The organism is Micrococcus sp. Alg238-R198, assembly GCF_900537135.1.
GTDB lineage: Bacteria > Actinomycetota > Actinomycetes > Actinomycetales > Micrococcaceae > Micrococcus > Micrococcus luteus.
On sequence record NZ_UNRH01000001.1, the window covers coordinates 189,711 to 205,347 of the forward strand.

A 15,637-nucleotide genomic window follows, 5' to 3' on the forward strand; every position below is an offset into this window, starting at 1 on the left:
GGACGCCCCGTCAGGCGTCGGCCACCGCGGCCCGGCGACGGCGCGGCCTGGGCTGGCAGCGCGGGCACAGGTGGCTCGCACGGTTCATGAACGGCTCGCGCACGATGCGGGAGTCGACCCCCTCGGCGGCGCAGCGGCGACACGGCTGCCCGGTGCGCCCGTAGGCCGCCAGGGAGCGGGCGAAGTAGCCCGATCGCCCGTCCACGTTGACGTAGAGCGCGTCGAAGCTCGTGCCCCCCACCTCCAGGGCCCGGCGCATCACGTCCTGGACGGCCGCCAGGAGGCGCAGCGTGTCAGCCCGGCGCATGCGCTCGGTCGGCCGCTCGGGGTGCAGGCGGGCGCCCCACAGGGCCTCGTCCGCGTAGATGTTGCCGATCCCGGAGACCAGCGACTGGTCCAGCAGCGCGCGCTTGAGGGTGGAGCGGCGCCGTGCCAGGCGCGCGTGCACGGCCACGGGGTCGAACAGCGGGTGCAGCGGGTCCAGGGCGATGTGGGCGGCCGTGGTGGGGATCCGCTCGCCGCCGGCGGCGTCGTCGGGCCGCAGCGCGTCGAGCCACCAGCCGCCGAAGATCCGCTGGTCCACGAACCGCAGCTCGCGGGCGGACCCGTCCGCGGCGGTGACGGGCAGGCGCAGGCGCAGGTGTCGCTGGTCGGCGGCCCCCGGTCCGTCCACGAGGATCTGCCCGCTCATCCCCAGGTGCACGACGACGGCGTCGTCGCCCTCGGCCAGGGGCAGCCAGAGGAACTTGCCGCGGCGAGCCGGCTCGGCCAGTCGGGCGCCTCGCAGCCGCTCCCGGAGGGCGTCCGCACCACCGGGGCTGCGACGCAGCGAGCGGGGGTCGAGGACCTCGAGCTCCGCGGCGACGGCGTCCGTGGCCCACCGGGCCAGGCCGCGCCGGACGACCTCGGCCTCGGGCAGCTCCGGCACGGGCTCAGCGCCCCGCGGCCGGCAGGCCCGCTTCGAGGGCGGGCCAGGAGGCGGCCGCGGCGTCCCGCTCGGCCTGCTTCTTGGAGCTGGCGACGGCGGAGCCGTACTCGCGCTCGCCGACGACGAGGGTGGCCCGGTAGCGGGGGTCGTGCGCGGGGCCCTGACCCTCGATCGCGTAGCGGACGGCGCCGAGACCGTGGCGGCTGGCGGCCTCGGCCACGACCGTCTTCCAGTCGGTGCTCTCGCGCAGCAGGTCCGGCTCGTCCAGCAGCGGCACCACGTGGCGGTGCACGAGGGCGGCCGCGGCCACGGCCCCGTGGTCCACGTAGACGGCGCCGATGAGCGCCTCGAGGGTGTCGGCGAGGATCGAGTCCTTGTCCGCCCCGCCGGTGCGGCGCTCCCCCGTGCCCAGGCGCACGAACGGGCCGATGCCGATCCGGCGCGCCACCTTCGCCAGGGCACGCGTGGACACGACGGCGGCCCGGCGGCGGGCGAGATCGCCCTCGGCCAGGTCCGGGTACACCGTGAAGATGTGGTCGGTGACCACGTAGCCCAGCACCGAGTCCCCGAGGAACTCGAGGCGCTCGTTGGTGGGCAGCCCGCCCTGCTCGTAGGCGAACGAGCGGTGCGTCAGAGCGCGTTCGAGCGTCCCGGCGGTGATGTGCACGCCGAGACGCTCGAACAGCTCTTCTGGCTCGGGCGCGGGCTCAGGCCCGCGGCGAGCCGATGGGGACGCCATCTCAGGCGTCGGCGACCTTGCGGCCCTTGTACTCGAAGAACAGGGGGGTGCCGGCGGCGTCGGTCTTCAGCTCGGCCTGGTGGGGCAGGCGGTACGAGACGCGACCGTTCTCGACGGACTTCACCAGGGCGGGCGCGGTGGCCTTCCACTGCGACCGGCGGGCACGGGTGTTGGCACGGGACATCTTCCGCTTCGGGACTGCCACGACTATCTCTCTTCTGTCTCGGTGATGGAGGTCTCTGAGGTGCCCGCGAGGTGGGCCAGGGCGGCCCAGCGCGGGTCCACGCGCTCGTGGGCGTGCCCCTCGGGCGCGTCCTCGAGGCGGATGCCGCAGTCGGCGCACAGGCCCTCGCAGTCCGGCCGGCACAGCGGCTGGAACGGGAGGGCGATGACCACGGCGTCCCGGAACACGGGTTCCAGGTCCACGGTCTCGCGCACCACGAGCGGCTGCTCGCCGGCGTCGTCCTCGGACGTGCCGGTGAGGTACAGCTCCTGCAGGTCCACGGTGATCCCCTCGTGCAGCGGGCGCAGGCAACGGCCGCACTCGCCCTTCAGGGTCGCGTCCGCGGTGCCGGTGACGAGGACGCCCTCGTGCACCGACTCCAGACGCAGGTCCAGTTCGACGGGGTCCCCCTCGGGGATCCCCAACAGCGGCGTGGAGACGCCCGCAGGGGCGCGCCACTCGGCCGTCAGCTCGCGCTGGACTCCGGCCCCGCGCGTCAGATCGCGCACGGGGATCACCCACGGCGAGTCGGCGCCGTGGTGCTGGATGCTGTCCATGGTCGCTCCTCTCGGCGGGTGGGACGGCGGGGGTACACGGCCCGTCCGCACGCCCTCTGCGGGGGTGCGATGCGGCCTGGACACGGGTCCAGCCACGACGGACCGACAGCCCATCCTACCGGGTGGGTCCGCCTCGGCCAAAGCCGGCGGCGGCCCGCGCGTCGCCTGCCCGGCTCAGAGCCCGGCGGTGAACTCCCGGAGCCAGGCCCGCAGGTCGGCCCCGAGGTCCTCGTGCCGCGTCCCGAACTCGATGACCGCCTGCAGATAGCCGAGCTTGTCCCCCGTGTCGTAGCGGCGGCCGTCGAAGACGACGGCGTGCACGCCGCGGCCCTCACCGTCCTCCGTGGCCAGCCTCTGCAGCGCATCGGTGAGCTGGATCTCCCCGCCGCGGCCGGGCGGGGTCTCGTCCAGCACGTCGAACACCTGGGGGGCCAGCACGTAGCGGCCGATGATCGCGAGGGTGGAGGGGGCGTCCTCGCGGGCCGGCTTCTCCACGAGGTCGGTGACGCGGACGACGTCGTCGCCCTCCCCCGGCACGGCCTGCACCGCGGCCACGCCGTAGGCCGAGACGGCCTCCTCCGGGACCTCCATGAGGGCGATCACGGAGCCGCCGAGGCGCTGCTGCACGTCGATCATGCGCTCGAGCAGAGCCTCGCCGTCGCCGATGATGTCATCGCCCAGCAGGACCGCGAACGGCTCCTCGCCGACGTGGCGGCGTGCGCAGTTCACCGCGTGGCCGAGCCCGAGGGCCTCGCCCTGACGGACGTAGTGGATGTCCCCCACCAGGTCCGACTCGTGGATCTGCGCGAGCCGCGTGGCGTCGCCCTTGTGCTCCAGCGCGGCCTCCAGCGCGGGATGGCGGTCGAAGTGGTCCTCGAGGGCCCGCTTGTTCCGGCCCGTGATCATCAGCACGTCCGCCAGGCCCGCACGCCGGGCCTCCGTCACCACGTACTCGATGGCCGGCCGGTCAACCACCGGCAGCATCTCCTTCGGCATGGCCTTGGTGGCCGGCAGGAAGCGGGTGCCCAGGCCGGCGGCCGGGATGACGGCCTTGCGGGTGCGGGGGCGGGAGGGGGGCGGGACGGTCATCGGCGGTTCTCCTGCGGTGGATGCGGTGGGACGAGCAGAAGGGTGGCCCGCGGGTGGGCCGGGCGGGGTCAGGCCCCGCCGTCGAGGCCGCGCAGGACCGCGGCCGGGACAAACTCGGCGACGTCGCCGCCGAGTCCGTGGACCTCCTTGATGAGCGAGGAGGACACATGGGTGTACCGGGCATCGGCTGGGAGGTAGACCGTCTCGACCCCGGTGAGGTGGCGGTTCATCGCGGCCATCGGGGCCTCGAACTCGAGGTCGGCGCCGCCGCGCAGCCCCTTGACGATCGCGTCCGCGCCGATCTGCCGGCAGAACTCGGCCAGCAGGCCCGGGCCCATGGGCCGGACCGCGACACCGGCGAGGGAGGACACCGTCGCCTCGATCATGGCGATGCGCTCGTCAACGCTGAAGCGGTACGTCTTGGCCGGGTTGGAGGATACGGCGACCACCACCTCCTCGAAGAGGTTCGCGGCTCGCGCGATCACCTCGACGTGCCCCTTGTGGAGGGGATCGAACGAACCAGGGCAGACGGCACGACGCATGGGTGCCAGCCTAGCGGGGGCCGCGCCGAGCGGCGACGGACGCCCGTCCGGTCCGGCTCCGGCGCGTCGCGGTCCTGCCGGGCGCGGCGTGCGCCGCCGTGTGCGGTCCGCGGCGATGGGTACAGTGCGGCCATGGACGGAACCCAGCCCACCCCCAGATCAGCACCGCACGACGTCGACGTGGACGCGCCGTGGCGTCGCACGGCGGCGGCCGCGGGCCTGCTCGGCGACGCCGGCCCCGTGCCCACCGTGTTCGAGACGATGACGGGCCTCGCCGTCGAGCACGGGGCCGTGAACCTCGGCCAGGGCTTCCCCGACGCCGACGGCCCCGACGCGCTGCTGCGGCTGGCGGCCGACGCCGTGCTGGCGGGCCCCAACCAGTACGCCCCCGGCACGGGCGACCCCGCGCTGCGGCGGGCCGTTGCAGAGCACCGCCGGCGCCACTGGGGCGTGACGGAGGACCCCGCCACGCAGGTCATGATCACCACGGGTGCCACCGAGGGCATCGCCGCGACGGTCCTGGCGTTCGTGCGCCCGGGCGACGAGGTCGTCACGGTCGAGCCGTTCTACGACTCGCACGCCGCCACGATCGCCCTGGCCGGCGGCCGGCACGTGAGCGTGCCGGTGGAGGCGCCGGACTTCCTGCCGGACCCGGCACGGGTGGCCGCGGCGATGACCGACCGCACGCGCCTGCTCATCGTGAACACGCCGCACAACCCCACGGGCGCGGTCTATCCGCGGGAGCTGCTCGAGGAGCTCGTGGCCCTGTGCCGGTCCCGGGGCGTGCTGATCCTCGCGGACGAGGTCTACGACCACCTCGTCTACGAGGGCGAGCATGTCGGCCTGCGCTCGGTCGCGGGCGCCGAGGACATCGCCCTGACGGTCTCCAGCGCGGGCAAGGCGTTCGCGGTCACCGGCTGGAAGGTCGGCTGGCTGACCGGCCCGGCCGAGCTCGTCGGGGCCGCGCGCGCCGTCAAGCAGTTCCTCACCTACTCCTCCGGCCCCGCCTTCCAGCGCGCGCTGGGTGCCTACCTGCCCACCGACGACGCCGAACGGCACCTCGCCGGCCAGCGCGAGCGGTACCGCGACGCCCGGGATCGGCTCGTGGCGGGCCTGCGGGAGGCGGGCCTGGACCCGGTCGTCCCGGCGGCGGGCTACTTCGTCGTCGTGGACCTGGCCCCGTGGGGTGTGACGGACGCGGCCGAGGCCGCGGTGCAGTGGACGCGTGAGGCCGGCGTCACGGGCATCCCCGTGGGCGCGCTCTGCCGCCCGGACGGGGGCCACCTGCGGTCGTGGCTGCGGCTGGCGTTCTGCAAGTCCCCGGATGCGATCGACGAGGCGATGCGCCGCCTGGCCGAGGCGGCCCCGCGGCTGCGCGCGGCCTGACCCCCGACGCTTTCGTTGACGAAACGGCGGCCCTCGGAGCACTTTCGTTCGGGAAACGGCGGCCCCCGGAGCATTTTCGTTCGGGAAACGGCGGCCGCCGTGCTCGCGGTTCCGTGCTGAGCCCAGTCCGTTCCGCCCTCCCGTCTCCCCGGTGAGAACGGGCCGAGACGCCGCCGTTTCCCGAACGAAAGCAGGCCGACACGCCGCCGTTTCCCGAACGAAAGCGGGTGGGCGGGGTCAGCGCTCGTCCTGCCAGAGGTACAGGGCGGTCTCGCCGTAGACGCGCACCTCGACCTCCTCGAGGCCGCGCGGCCGGCGCGGCGCCACGTCCCGGGCCGCCCGCTCGAGCACGAGCAGCCCGCCCGGGGCGAGCCGCCCGGCCGCCGCCTCCACCACGGCCTCGAGCGGCGGGCCGGCCACCGGGTACGGCGGGTCGGCCAGGATCAGGTCCACGGGCGCGGCCTCCGCCGCGAGCACCTGCTCCACGCTCCCGGCACGCACGCGCACGACGTCGGCCCCGCGCGCCCGGTTGACCAGCGCGGCGTTCGCGCGGCACGCGGTCACGGCCTTCCGGTCCCGCTCGACCAGCAGCACCGATGCCGCTCCGCGGCTGGCGGCCTCGCACCCCAGGGCGCCGGAGCCGGCGTAGAGGTCGAGCACGGCCGTCCCGTCCAGCCAGTCGCGGGCCTCGAGCCAGGAGAACAGGGCCTCCTTGGTGCGATCCGTGGTGGGGCGCGTGCCGGTGCCGGGGACGGCGGTCAGGGGCCGCCCGGCGGCCGCGCCGGCGATGATGCGGGACATGGCTCAGCCCTTCTCGAGGTAGTCGGCGGCGGTGAGGTGCTCGGCCTCCCAGCGGGCCACCTCGGCGGCGAGCGCCGGGTGGGCGGAGAGCCCCGGGCCGGCCGCCATGACCTGCGCGACGGCGTCGGCGGCCACGGCGATCAGCGGGGCGTCGGCGATGACGTCCACGTGGTGCAGCCCCGAGGCCAGCCCGGACTGGGCGGCGCCGAGCACGTCGCCGACACCGCGCTGGGCGAGGTCCTCCTGCGCGATGCGCATGCCGTCCTGCTCCTGGGCCAGGACCTCGAGCCGGCGCAGCGACGGGTGCCCGTCCGGCAGGCGCGTGGCCAGCAGGCAGACCGCCGCCCCGGGCCCGCGGCCCACGCGGCCGCGCAGCTGGTGCAGGGTGGACAGGCCGAAGTCGTCGGCGTCGAGGATCGCCATGACCGTCGCGTTGGGCACGTCCACGCCCACCTCCACGACGGTGGTCGCCACGAGCACGTCCGTCTCCCCGCGCGCGAAGGCCTGCATCGCCGCGTCCTGCTCGACCTGGTCCATGCGCCCGTGCACGGCGTCGATCCGCAGCCCCGCCAGCGCGGGGAGACCCCGCAGCCGGGGTGTCATCTCCTCCACGTTGGCGTGACCCGGGTCGGCGTCGTCGGGGTCGATGCGCGGGCACACCACGAACGCCTGGTGGCCGGCCGCCACGTGCTCGGCGATCAGCTCCCACACGCGCCCGATCATGCGCGGGCCGTGGGCCATCCGCGCCACGTGCGTGGTGACCGGCTGACGCCCCGAGGGCAGCCCCTCGAGCACCGAGAGGTCCAGGTCGCCGAACACCGTCATCGCCACGGAGCGCGGGATGGGCGTGGCGGACATGACGAGCAGGTGCGTGCCGGGGTTGGCCCGCCGCAGGGCCTCGCGCTGGTCCACGCCGAAGCGGTGCTGCTCGTCGACGACGGCCAGGGCCAGCTCGGCGAAGCCCACCTTCTCGGAGAGCAGGGCGTGCGTCCCCACGGCGATCCCGGCCTCGCCGGAGGCCAGGGCCAGCAGGGCCTCGCGGCGTGCGGCGGTCTTGAGCGAGCCGGTGACCAGCACGACCCTCGTGGCCGGGCCGTCGCCGGCCCCGAGGGTGCCGGCCTCGGCGAGGGGGCCCATCAGGCGCAGCAGGGCACGGTGGTGCTGCGCGGCGAGCACCTCGGTGGGTGCCACCAGGGCGGCCTGGCCGCCGGCGTCCACGACCTGCAGCATCGCCCGCAGGGCCACGAGCGTCTTGCCCGCGCCCACGTCCCCCTGCAGCAGCCGGCTCATCGGGGCGTCCCGGGCCAGCTCGGCGGACAGCTGCTCCCCCACCGCCACCTGGCCGGGCGTCAGCGCGAACGGCAGGCGGGCGTCCAGGGCTTCGAGCAGGCCCCCGGCCCGCGGCGGGCGGGGCACGGCGGGCACCGCCCGCTCCCGGTCCCGGCGCCAGGCGAGCGCGGCCTGGACGAGCAGCGCCTCACGCAGGGCGAGCGCGGTCCGCGCCGGGCCGGTGGCGGCGACGTCGTGCGGGGCGTGCAGGTCCCGGTATGCCTGGGCGGTGCCCGGCAGCGGCGCGTCCAGGTCGAGCGCCGCGGCGGCCTCCGCGCGGATCCGCTCGGTGAGCAGTTCCGGGATGCGGCCCAGGTCGACGGTCTCGAGCACCCGGGCGACGGCGGAGCGGACCGTCCACGACGGCAGCTTCCCCGTGGCCCGGTAGAGCGGGACCGGTCGCACGTCCACCTCCCCCGGGGCGACGTCGTCGTCCAGGAGGGCGAAGTCCGGGTTGTTCAGCGTGATCCGGCCGCGGTACTCGGTCGTGCGGCCCTGGAACATGGCGGTCATCCCGGGGGCGAGGCGGCGGCGGGCGTCGTGGCCGTTGAAGAAGGCCATGGACAGGCTCGCCCCCGGCACGCCGGCCACGGACGGGTCCGCGACGGTGACGTCCACGATGAACCCGGGCCGGCTGTGCATGCGCCGCGTGGTCACCGACTCCACGACGGCGACGACGGTCACCTCGGCGTCGTGCGGCAGCGCGGCGATGGGGGTGAGCTCGCCGCGCTCGATCCAGCGGCGCGGCACGTGGTCCAGCAGGTCCCCGACCGTGGTCAGCCCGAGCTCCTTCTCGAGGCGGGCGGGCAGCTTCCCGCCCAGCACCTCGGACAGGGGCAGGTCGGTGACGGGGGCCTCAGCGGCCATGGCACCCGTCCGGTGCGGCGTCGTCGCCGTGCGACGGCCCGGCCAGGTCGGTGACGGTCAGGCCCTCGACGTCGCCGGCGGCCCGCAGGGGGCCGATCGCGTCCTCGGCGCGGGGCACGTGCACGTGGACCCGCCACGGGACCCGGCCCTGCCCGTCACGGGCGGTCCCGAGGGGGGCCAGGATCACGGCGTCCCCCACGTCGGCCAGCCGTCGGCGCAGCTCGGCCGCGGCGAGCGGGGTCAGGGCCAGGGTGCCCATCACCTCGACGGCCCCCTCGGCCGGCGCCTCCGCCTCGGCGACGGACTCGCCCTCCGCGGCGTGGGCGCCCTCGACGTAGCCGGGGAGCGCGGTGGCCAACTCCTCGTCCACGGGCGTGCCCGTCACGACGGAGCGCAGCGCCTCGAACACCCAGAGCAGCCCGACGGCACCGGCGTCCACGACCTGCGCCCGGGTCAGCGGGGCGAGCAACGACTCGGTCTCCTCCACGGCCTGCACGCAGTCGGCCAGCATGACGGTCACGGCCGGGCCGAGCCGCACGGCCGGGTCCGCGTCCCCGGCCACCGCGGGGGTGTCGGGGGCCTGGGTGGACGAGCGCGCGAGGCTGCGGGCGGCCGCGGAGAGCACCGTGAGGATCGTCCCCTCGCGCGGATCCGACAGGGCCTGCCGGGCGGCCCGGTCGGCGGCCCCGAATGCCGCCGCCAGGGCGAACGCGTCGACACGCTCCCGGCCGCGCAGGGGCTCGGCCATCCCCGCCAGGCTGACCGCCAGCAGCATGCCCGAGTTGCCCCGGGCCGAGTCCAGCGCGGCCGCGCCCGCGTGCGCGAGCACGGCGCCGGCGTCGTCCTGTGCGGGGCAGGCGTCGGCCGCGGTGCGGGCCGCCGTCAGCGTGGCCAGCATGTTCGTGCCCGTGTCCGCGTCCGGGACCGGGAAGAGGTTCAGGGCGTCGAGCCGCGGCGCGGCCCGGCCCACGAGCTCCTCCGCGAGCGCGAGCCAGTGCGGCACCAGCGACGGCCGGGTCGGCGTGCTCACGGCGCCACGGCCTCCCCCAGGGTGCCGGTGCGGATGCCCTCGCCCAGGCGGGCGATCGCCGCCCAGTCCGGCCACACGACGTCCTCGCCGGTGTCCGTGTAGCCCACGCCCACGGACGGCACCGTGCTGGTCACGATCGGGGCGTCGCGCGCGTCGCGCAGGGACCACGCCAGGTTCGCGAGGGTGCTGGAGTCGAGCTCGTCGTCGAGGGTCAGGAAAGGGGCGAACTCCTCGACGGCGGCCTGCACGCGGCTCGGGTCCGAGAGGGTGTCGCGGGAGAGGAACGCGGCCACGATGGCCTTGACCAGGCGCTGCTGGTTCTCCACACGGTCGAAGTCGCTGCGCGGCAGGTTGTACCGCTCCCGCGCGTAGGCCAGGGCCTTGTCCCCGTCCATCTGCACGGTGCCCGCGGGGAAGTCGATGCCGCCGGTCGAGACGAAGGCGCTGGGGTTGTCCACGCTGACGCCGCCCAGGGCGTCCACGAGGCCCTTGAAGCCGGCGAGGTCCACGGCGATCACGTGGTCCACGCGTGCCTGGAACATGTTCTCCGCGGTGGCCACCGTCAGCGGGATGCCGCCGTACTGGTAGGCGGCGTTGACCTTGTGGTCCCCGTGTCCCGGGATCGGCACCCACATGTCGCGCATGATGGACATGACCTGGATCTCGCTGCGGTCCCCGGGCACGTGGACCCACATGAGGGTGTCCGACCGGCCGGCGGAGTCACGGCCCTCCGCGCCCGCGTCCTCGCCGACGAGCAGCACGTCGAGGGCCTGCTCGTCCGCCTTCTCGTCCGCGTCCGGGGCGACGGGGCCCTGGGCGCCTTCGGCGGCCTGGTCCGCGTCCATGCCGGGCGGCGGCGCGGTGGGCTGCTGGGCGGACGCCCCCGCGGCGCCCGGGCGGCCCGACTCGGCGGGGAACGCGCCGCCGTCGAAGCGCTGGGTGTCCTGGTCGATGATCCGGGCGATCCCGCCGACGTACACCGCCGCCGCGATGCCCACGGCCAGCAGCGCCACGAGCACCACCGCCAGGGCGATCAGCCACGGGCGGCGACGACGACGGCGCCGCCCGACGGCGACGTCCTCCTGCGGGGGGCGGGGGCGGGGGTCCGCGGTGCTGCTCACGTGGGCTCCTGAGGCGGGGACGGGAACGGTCCCGCCCATGCTAGGGCACGGGCCCCCGCGGGTCCCGGCGCCGCACGTATCCTGGGCGGATGGAATCCCGCCGTCTGCGTCGTCTCGTGCCCCTCCTGACCGCGATCGCCCTCGGCGCCACGGCCTGCACCGGACGGGTGGCCACGGTGGAGGCCGCGCCCCACGCCGCTGACCCGGCGTGTGCCCCGGCCATGGTGGCCATGCCCGACGTCCTGGGCGACCTCGACCTGCGCCCCACCGACAGCCAGGCGACGGCCGTGTGGGGTGACCCGGCCGCCGTCGTCCTGCGCTGCGGCGCCGAGGTCCCCGGCCCCACCACGGACCGCTGCATCTCCGTGGACGGGATCGACTGGGTCATCCGGGACGAGGACGAGAACTGGCGGATCACCACCTACGGCCGTGACCCGGCCGTGGAGGTGCTGTTCGGCAAGGACCAGGCCAGCTCGGACACCGTGATGGTGGGCCTGTCCTCGGCGGTCGCGCAGATCGAGCCCAGCGGCGGCTGCGTCGGCGTGCAGGACGCCACACCCGTCGGCTGAGACCGGCGCGGGCCGGCCGGCACGACCGCCGTGGCCCGGGCCGGCCGCGGGCCGCGTCAGTGCAGGCCGACGCCCCGCTCGAGGGCGAGGTCCAGCAGCTCCGAGATCAGATCGTCGTAGGACAGGCCCGTCCGCTCCCACATGGCCGGGTACATGCTGATGGGAGTGAAGCCCGGCATGGTGTTGATCTCGTTGACCACCCAGCGCCCATCCGGGGTGAAGAAGAAGTCGCAGCGACCCAGGCCGGATCCGTCCACGGCCTCGAAGGCGCGGATCGCCAGGGCGCGCAGCCGCTCGATCTCCTCCTCCGGCAGCTCGGCCGGGCAGGACAGCTGGGTGGTGCCGGTGTCCTGGTACTTCGACTCGAAGTCGTAGAACTGCGTCTCACCCTCGTCCTGGGCCACGACGATCTCCCCCGGCAGCGAGGCGCGCGGGGCGGCGGAGCCGTGCCCGTCGAGGACGGCGCACTCGATCTCGCGGCCGACGATGCCCGCCTCCACCACGACCTTGGGGTCGAAGCGACGGGCCTCCTCGACGGCGGCGCGCAGACCCGCGGGCTCGGTGACGCGGGTGATGCCGAAGGACGAGCCGGCGCGGGCGGGCTTGACGAACAGCGGGTAGGCGAGCGCCCCGGCGCGGGCGAGGGCCGCCTCCGGATCGCGCGCCCAGTCGCGGGCGGTGATGGTCTCCCACGGGCCGACCTCGAGGCCGGCGGCCTGGAAGGCGACCTTCATGAAGTGCTTGTCCATGCCGACCGCGGAGGCGAGCACGCCGCAGCCGACGTAGGGCAGACCCAGCGACTCGAACATGCCCTGGAGGGTGCCGTCCTCACCCCAGGGGCCGTGCAGCAGCGGGAACACGACGTCCACGGGGCCCAGCGAGGAGCCGTCGGCCGCGGTCAGCTCGACGGTGCCGTCCGGCAGGGCGCGCAGGCTCACCGGGGCCTCGGGCTCCGGCACCTCCGGCAGGACGTCGCCGTCCAGGCGGAACGAGGCCACGTCCAGCTCGTCGTGCGACCACAGGCCGGAGCGGGCCACACCCACCGGCACGACGTCCCAGCGCTGACGGTCGGCCGCGTGCAGCACGCCCGCCGCGGTCACGCAGCTGATGGGGTGCTCGCTCGAGCGGCCGCCGAAGAGCAGGAGCACGCGGGGACGCGCGCCGGCGGCGGCCTTCGGGGCGGGGGTGGCGGTCATGCGGTGCGTCCTTCCGACTTCAGGTCACGGGCGAGCAGCAGCTCGGCGAGGCGGTCCACGGCCACGTCCCCGGCGACCACCCGGTCCATCAGCTCGCTGATGGGCATCTCCACACCGTGGGCGCGGGCGGCGTGCACGATGGCGGAGACGGACTTGATGCCCTCGGCCGTCTGGCTCATGGCGGCCACCGCCTCCTCCGCGCTGAGGCCGGTGCCGATGTGGCGGCCGGCCGTGCGGTTGCGGGAGAGGGGCGAGGCGCACGTGGCGACGAGGTCGCCCAGGCCGGCGAGCCCGGCCATGGTGGCCGGGTCGCCGCCGAGCGCGACGGCCAGCCGGGTGGTCTCGGCCAGGCCCCGGGTGATGACGGAGGCCTTGGAGTTGTCCCCCAGCCCCTGCCCGTCGCAGATGCCCACGGCGAGCGCGATGACGTTCTTCACCACGCCGCCGATCTCCACGCCCACGACGTCCGTGTTCGTGTAGGGCCGGAAGGTCCGGCCGGCCGTGAGGGCGGCGATGCGCTCCGCCGTCGCGCGCGAGGCCGAGGCGACCACCGTGGCGGTGGGCTCGCCGCGCGCGATCTCAAGGGCGAGGTTGGGTCCGGAGACCACCGCGAACCGGTCCGGGCTGAGGCCCAGCTCCGCCGCGCAGACCTGCGACATCCGCGCGTCGGTGCCGCGCTCGAGGCCCTTGACGAGGGAGACCACGACGGCGTCCGGGGCCAGGTCGGCGCGCACGGTGCGCAGCGTCTCGCGCACGTGCTGCGCGGGCACGGCCACCACCACGACGCCGGCGCCCCGGACCGCCTCGGCGGCGTCGGTGACGGCGCGCACGCAGGTGGGCAGCGTGATGCCGGGCAGGTACTCGGGGTTCTCGTGTCGCTCGGTGATGGCCTCGGCGACCTCGGCCCGCCGGGACCACATCACGATCTCGGACGCGCGGGCGGACTCGGGACTGGTGCTCAGGCCCAGGACGCGGGCGAAGGCCGACCCCCAGCTGCCGGCCCCGAGGACGGCGACGGTGCGCGGATCGCTCATGCCCCGGTCACCCGCCGTCCCGTCGTGGGGTCCCAGCGGCCCTCCGGGGCCGGTTCTCCGCGCAGCTCGGCGACCAGGTCGGTGATCGCGGCCATCATGCGGCCGGTGCCCTCGCGCAGGGTCGCCGCCGTCACGGGGCGGTCCCGCAGGTCCGCGAGGTCGACGGGCGCGCCGACCCGGATCCGGGCGGTCTTGCGCGGGAGGACGCGGAGGGAGCGGCCGCCGTACGGCAGCAGTTCCTGGATGCCCCACTGACCGACGGGGATGAGCGGGGCGCCGGTCTGCAGGGCGAGGCGCACGGCCCCGTTGCGCCCGGCCATGGGCCAGCCGTCGGGATCGCGGGTGACGGTGCCCTCCGGGTAGACGATGATCGCCCGGCCCGTGGCGACGGCCTCGCGGGCGGCGGCGAGCGAGCGGCCGCCGTCGCGGGTGCGCTCGACCGGGATCATGCGGGTGGCCTCGAGGACCTGCTTGAGCACGGGCACCTTCCAGAGCTCGGCCTTGGCGAGGAAGGTCGGCAGCAGGCCCTGGTTGTAGACCATGTGGGCCACGGAGAGCGGGTCCACCTCCGAGATGTGGTTGACGGCGAGGATCGCGCCGGTCTCGGGCAGGTGCTCGGTCCCCTCCCACACCTGGCGGACGAGGGCCCGCATCGCCGGTCGCACGATCACCCCCGGGATCACGTAGGGGGCCCGCGCGGTACGCGTCGGACGACCCCCCGCGGCGGCAGGGCTCTGCGCGTCCACGCCGCTCACCGGTCGCGTTCGGTCAGCTCGACGTCGGCGCCGAGGCCCTCGAGCTTCGCCATGAAGTGCTCGTAGCCGCGGTTGATGATCTCCAGGCCCGTCGCCGTGGAGGTGCCCTCGGCGGTGAGGGCGGCGATCAGGTGGGAGAAGCCGCCGCGCAGGTCCGGGATGTCGAACTCGACGCCATGCAGCGGCGTCGGGCCGGAGATCACGGCCGAGTGCAGGAAGTTGCGCTGACCGAAGCGGCACGGCACGGAGCCGAGGCACTCGCGGTGCAGCTGGATGGAGGCGCCCATCCGCACGAGGGCGTCGGTGAAGCCGAAGCGGTTCTCGTACACGGTCTCGTGCACGATGGAGACCCCCTTGGCCTGGGTCAGCGCCACCACGAGGGGCTGCTGCCAGTCGGTCATGAAGCCGGGGTGCACGTCCGTCTCGAGCACGAGCGGGTTGAGATCGCCGCCGGCGTGCCAGAACCGGATGCCGTCGTCGACGACGTCGAACTCGCCGCCGATCTTGCGGTAGGTGTTCAGGAACGCCGTCAGGTCGCGCTGCTCGGCGCCGCGGACGTAGATGTCCCCCCGGGTGGCCAGGGCGGCGGAGGCCCACGAGGCGGACTCGTTGCGGTCGGGCAGCGCGATGTGGTTGTAGCCGCGCATCTCGCTCACGCCCTCGATGCGGATGGTGCGGTCCGTCTGCACGGTGATGATCGCGCCCATCTTCTGCAGGACGGCGATGAGGTCGTGGATCTCCGGCTCGACGGCGGCGCCCTTGAGCTCGGTGATGCCCTCGGCCTTCACAGCGGTCAGCAGCACCTGCTCGGTGGCTCCGACGGAGGGGTACGGCAGCTCGAGCTTGGCGCCGTGCAGGCCCTTGGGGGCGGAGATGGAGATGCCGCCCGGGCGCTTGTCCACGACGGCGCCGAAGTTGCGCAGCACGGCCAGGTGGTAGTCGATCGGGCGGTCGCCGATCTTGCAGCCGCCGAGGTCGGGGATGAAGGCCTCCCCGATCGCGTGCATGAGCGGGCCGCAGAAGAGGATCGGGATGCGCGAGTCGCCGGCGTGGGCGTCGATCTCGGCGGTCAGGGCCGACTTCACCCCGGCCGGGTCCATCGTGATCCGCCCGGTCTCCTTGTCCCACTCCACGGACACGCCGTGGATCTCGAGGAGGGAGCTGACGACGTCCACGTCCTTGATCTCGGGGATGTTCCGGAGCACGGACGGCGAGTTGCCGAGCAGGGCGGCCACCATGGCCTTGGGCACCAGGTTCTTGGCGCCGCGCACGGTCACCTCACCGGTCAGCGGCTTGCCGCCATGGATGGTCAAGAGCTTCGCCATGCGCGTCCTTCCTCAGCGCGGCCGCAGGGCCACGGTCTCGGCCACTCCGCCGGAGCGGGGAGGTCTCTGAACGGGACCGCCCGCCGTGTGCGGCGGGCGGTCCCGGAATCGCCTCCCAGCATAGGGCGTCGCCGGGCACGCGCGGC

General features: G+C 75.0%; 16 protein-coding genes. 2 read left to right on the plus strand and 14 right to left on the minus strand.

The genetic code is table 11. The annotated features are described in order from the left end of the window. Window positions 1-10 precede the first annotated feature (10 nt). The 6 genes from mutM to coaD all read right to left on the minus strand — a co-directional run bounded on the left by mutM (window position 11) and on the right by coaD (window position 4,078). Window positions 11-928 (minus strand): bifunctional DNA-formamidopyrimidine glycosylase/DNA-(apurinic or apyrimidinic site) lyase, encoded by a 918-nt coding sequence (gene mutM, locus G6R13_RS00850; protein WP_044659151.1) that lies wholly within the window; start codon window positions 926-928, stop codon window positions 11-13. 4 nt (window positions 929-932) lie between these two features. Further along, window positions 933-1,595, minus strand: coding sequence for a ribonuclease III (rnc, locus tag G6R13_RS00855; RefSeq protein WP_020621711.1), 663 nt, complete (start codon window positions 1,593-1,595; stop codon window positions 933-935). Window positions 1,596-1,668: 73 nt separating this feature from the next. Beyond that, window positions 1,669-1,872 carry a 50S ribosomal protein L32 gene (rpmF, locus tag G6R13_RS00860; protein WP_002856390.1) on the minus strand — a complete coding sequence of 68 codons (204 nt, stop codon included), beginning with the start codon at window positions 1,870-1,872 and terminating at the stop codon, window positions 1,669-1,671. A 2-nt stretch (window positions 1,873-1,874) separates the two neighbouring features. Further along, window positions 1,875-2,447 (minus strand): YceD family protein, encoded by a 573-nt coding sequence (locus tag G6R13_RS00865; protein ID WP_098093088.1) that lies wholly within the window; start codon window positions 2,445-2,447, stop codon window positions 1,875-1,877. 174 nt (window positions 2,448-2,621) lie between these two features. Further along, the gene (galU, locus tag G6R13_RS00870) at window positions 2,622-3,536 is read right to left on the minus strand and encodes a UTP--glucose-1-phosphate uridylyltransferase GalU (RefSeq protein ID WP_163720873.1); all 915 of its coding nucleotides are present in this window, start codon (window positions 3,534-3,536) and stop codon (window positions 2,622-2,624) included. A gap of 68 nt (window positions 3,537-3,604) precedes the next feature. Beyond that, a complete protein-coding gene (coaD, locus tag G6R13_RS00875) occupies window positions 3,605-4,078 on the minus strand; it encodes a pantetheine-phosphate adenylyltransferase (RefSeq protein WP_036338106.1) in 474 nt (157 codons plus the stop codon). A 132-nt stretch (window positions 4,079-4,210) separates the two neighbouring features. Between coaD and G6R13_RS00880 the strand changes: the two genes are divergently transcribed. Continuing rightward, the gene (locus tag G6R13_RS00880) at window positions 4,211-5,464 is read left to right on the plus strand and encodes an aminotransferase class I/II-fold pyridoxal phosphate-dependent enzyme (protein ID WP_163720875.1); all 1,254 of its coding nucleotides are present in this window, start codon (window positions 4,211-4,213) and stop codon (window positions 5,462-5,464) included. A 237-nt stretch (window positions 5,465-5,701) separates the two neighbouring features. Here the strand turns inward: G6R13_RS00880 and rsmD are convergent, their stop codons facing one another. From rsmD to G6R13_RS00900, 4 genes are read right to left on the minus strand one after another with little or no spacing between them, the layout of a single operon-like run. Then, complete coding sequence (gene rsmD / locus G6R13_RS00885) at window positions 5,702-6,265, minus strand: 16S rRNA (guanine(966)-N(2))-methyltransferase RsmD (RefSeq protein ID WP_163720877.1); 564 nt, start codon at window positions 6,263-6,265, stop codon at window positions 5,702-5,704. Window positions 6,266-6,268: 3 nt separating this feature from the next. After that, window positions 6,269-8,461: an ATP-dependent DNA helicase RecG gene (locus tag G6R13_RS00890; protein ID WP_163720879.1), complete on the minus strand. Its 2,193-nt coding sequence runs from the start codon at window positions 8,459-8,461 to the stop codon at window positions 6,269-6,271. Continuing rightward, entirely contained in the window at window positions 8,451-9,491 is a 1,041-nt protein-coding gene (locus G6R13_RS00895; RefSeq protein WP_163720881.1) for a DAK2 domain-containing protein, read from the minus strand. The genes G6R13_RS00890 and G6R13_RS00895 overlap by 11 nt, the downstream gene beginning before the upstream one ends. Beyond that, window positions 9,488-10,612 (minus strand): LCP family protein, encoded by a 1,125-nt coding sequence (locus G6R13_RS00900; protein ID WP_036338094.1) that lies wholly within the window; start codon window positions 10,610-10,612, stop codon window positions 9,488-9,490. The genes G6R13_RS00895 and G6R13_RS00900 overlap by 4 nt, the downstream gene beginning before the upstream one ends. 89 nt (window positions 10,613-10,701) lie before the next feature. Here G6R13_RS00900 and G6R13_RS00905 point away from each other — a divergent pair, with 89 nt between their 5' ends. Then, window positions 10,702-11,181, plus strand: coding sequence for a DUF3515 family protein (locus tag G6R13_RS00905; protein WP_163720882.1), 480 nt, complete (start codon window positions 10,702-10,704; stop codon window positions 11,179-11,181). Window positions 11,182-11,237: 56 nt separating this feature from the next. On the opposite strand, the gene G6R13_RS00910 is transcribed toward G6R13_RS00905, so the two are convergent. The 4 genes from G6R13_RS00910 to murA form a co-directional block, all read right to left on the minus strand. Further along, complete coding sequence (locus tag G6R13_RS00910) at window positions 11,238-12,377, minus strand: D-alanine--D-alanine ligase family protein (protein ID WP_163720884.1); 1,140 nt, start codon at window positions 12,375-12,377, stop codon at window positions 11,238-11,240. After that, on the minus strand, window positions 12,374-13,411 hold the full coding sequence (locus G6R13_RS00915; protein ID WP_163720886.1) for an NAD(P)H-dependent glycerol-3-phosphate dehydrogenase: 1,038 nt from the start codon (window positions 13,409-13,411) through the stop codon (window positions 12,374-12,376). The genes G6R13_RS00910 and G6R13_RS00915 overlap by 4 nt, the downstream gene beginning before the upstream one ends. Next, the gene (locus G6R13_RS00920) at window positions 13,408-14,082 is read right to left on the minus strand and encodes a lysophospholipid acyltransferase family protein (protein WP_010078961.1); all 675 of its coding nucleotides are present in this window, start codon (window positions 14,080-14,082) and stop codon (window positions 13,408-13,410) included. Before G6R13_RS00920 ends, G6R13_RS00915 begins: the two co-directional genes overlap by 4 nt. Window positions 14,083-14,162: 80 nt before the next feature. After that, window positions 14,163-15,491: a UDP-N-acetylglucosamine 1-carboxyvinyltransferase gene (gene murA, locus G6R13_RS00925; RefSeq protein ID WP_002856412.1), complete on the minus strand. Its 1,329-nt coding sequence runs from the start codon at window positions 15,489-15,491 to the stop codon at window positions 14,163-14,165. Between the last annotated feature and the right edge of the window lie 146 nt (window positions 15,492-15,637).

Bases quoted from the DNA above. Each gene is read 5' to 3' on its own strand.
- G6R13_RS00915 (WP_163720886.1), bottom strand. From the start codon at position 13,411: ATGAGCGATCCGCGCACCGTCGCCGTCCTCGGGGCCGGCAGCTGGGGG.
- G6R13_RS00890 (WP_163720879.1), bottom strand. From the start codon at position 8,461: ATGGCCGCTGAGGCCCCCGTCACCGACCTGCCCCTGTCCGAGGTGCTG.
- rsmD (WP_163720877.1), bottom strand. From the start codon at position 6,265: ATGTCCCGCATCATCGCCGGCGCGGCCGCCGGGCGGCCCCTGACCGCC.
- G6R13_RS00865 (WP_098093088.1), bottom strand. From the start codon at position 2,447: ATGGACAGCATCCAGCACCACGGCGCCGACTCGCCGTGGGTGATCCCC.
- coaD (WP_036338106.1), bottom strand. From the start codon at position 4,078: ATGCGTCGTGCCGTCTGCCCTGGTTCGTTCGATCCCCTCCACAAGGGG.
- G6R13_RS00905 (WP_163720882.1), top strand. From the start codon at position 10,702: ATGGAATCCCGCCGTCTGCGTCGTCTCGTGCCCCTCCTGACCGCGATC.
- murA (WP_002856412.1), bottom strand. From the start codon at position 15,491: ATGGCGAAGCTCTTGACCATCCATGGCGGCAAGCCGCTGACCGGTGAG.
- G6R13_RS00880 (WP_163720875.1), top strand. From the start codon at position 4,211: ATGGACGGAACCCAGCCCACCCCCAGATCAGCACCGCACGACGTCGAC.
- galU (WP_163720873.1), bottom strand. From the start codon at position 3,536: ATGACCGTCCCGCCCCCCTCCCGCCCCCGCACCCGCAAGGCCGTCATC.
- G6R13_RS00910 (WP_163720884.1), bottom strand. From the start codon at position 12,377: ATGACCGCCACCCCCGCCCCGAAGGCCGCCGCCGGCGCGCGTCCCCGC.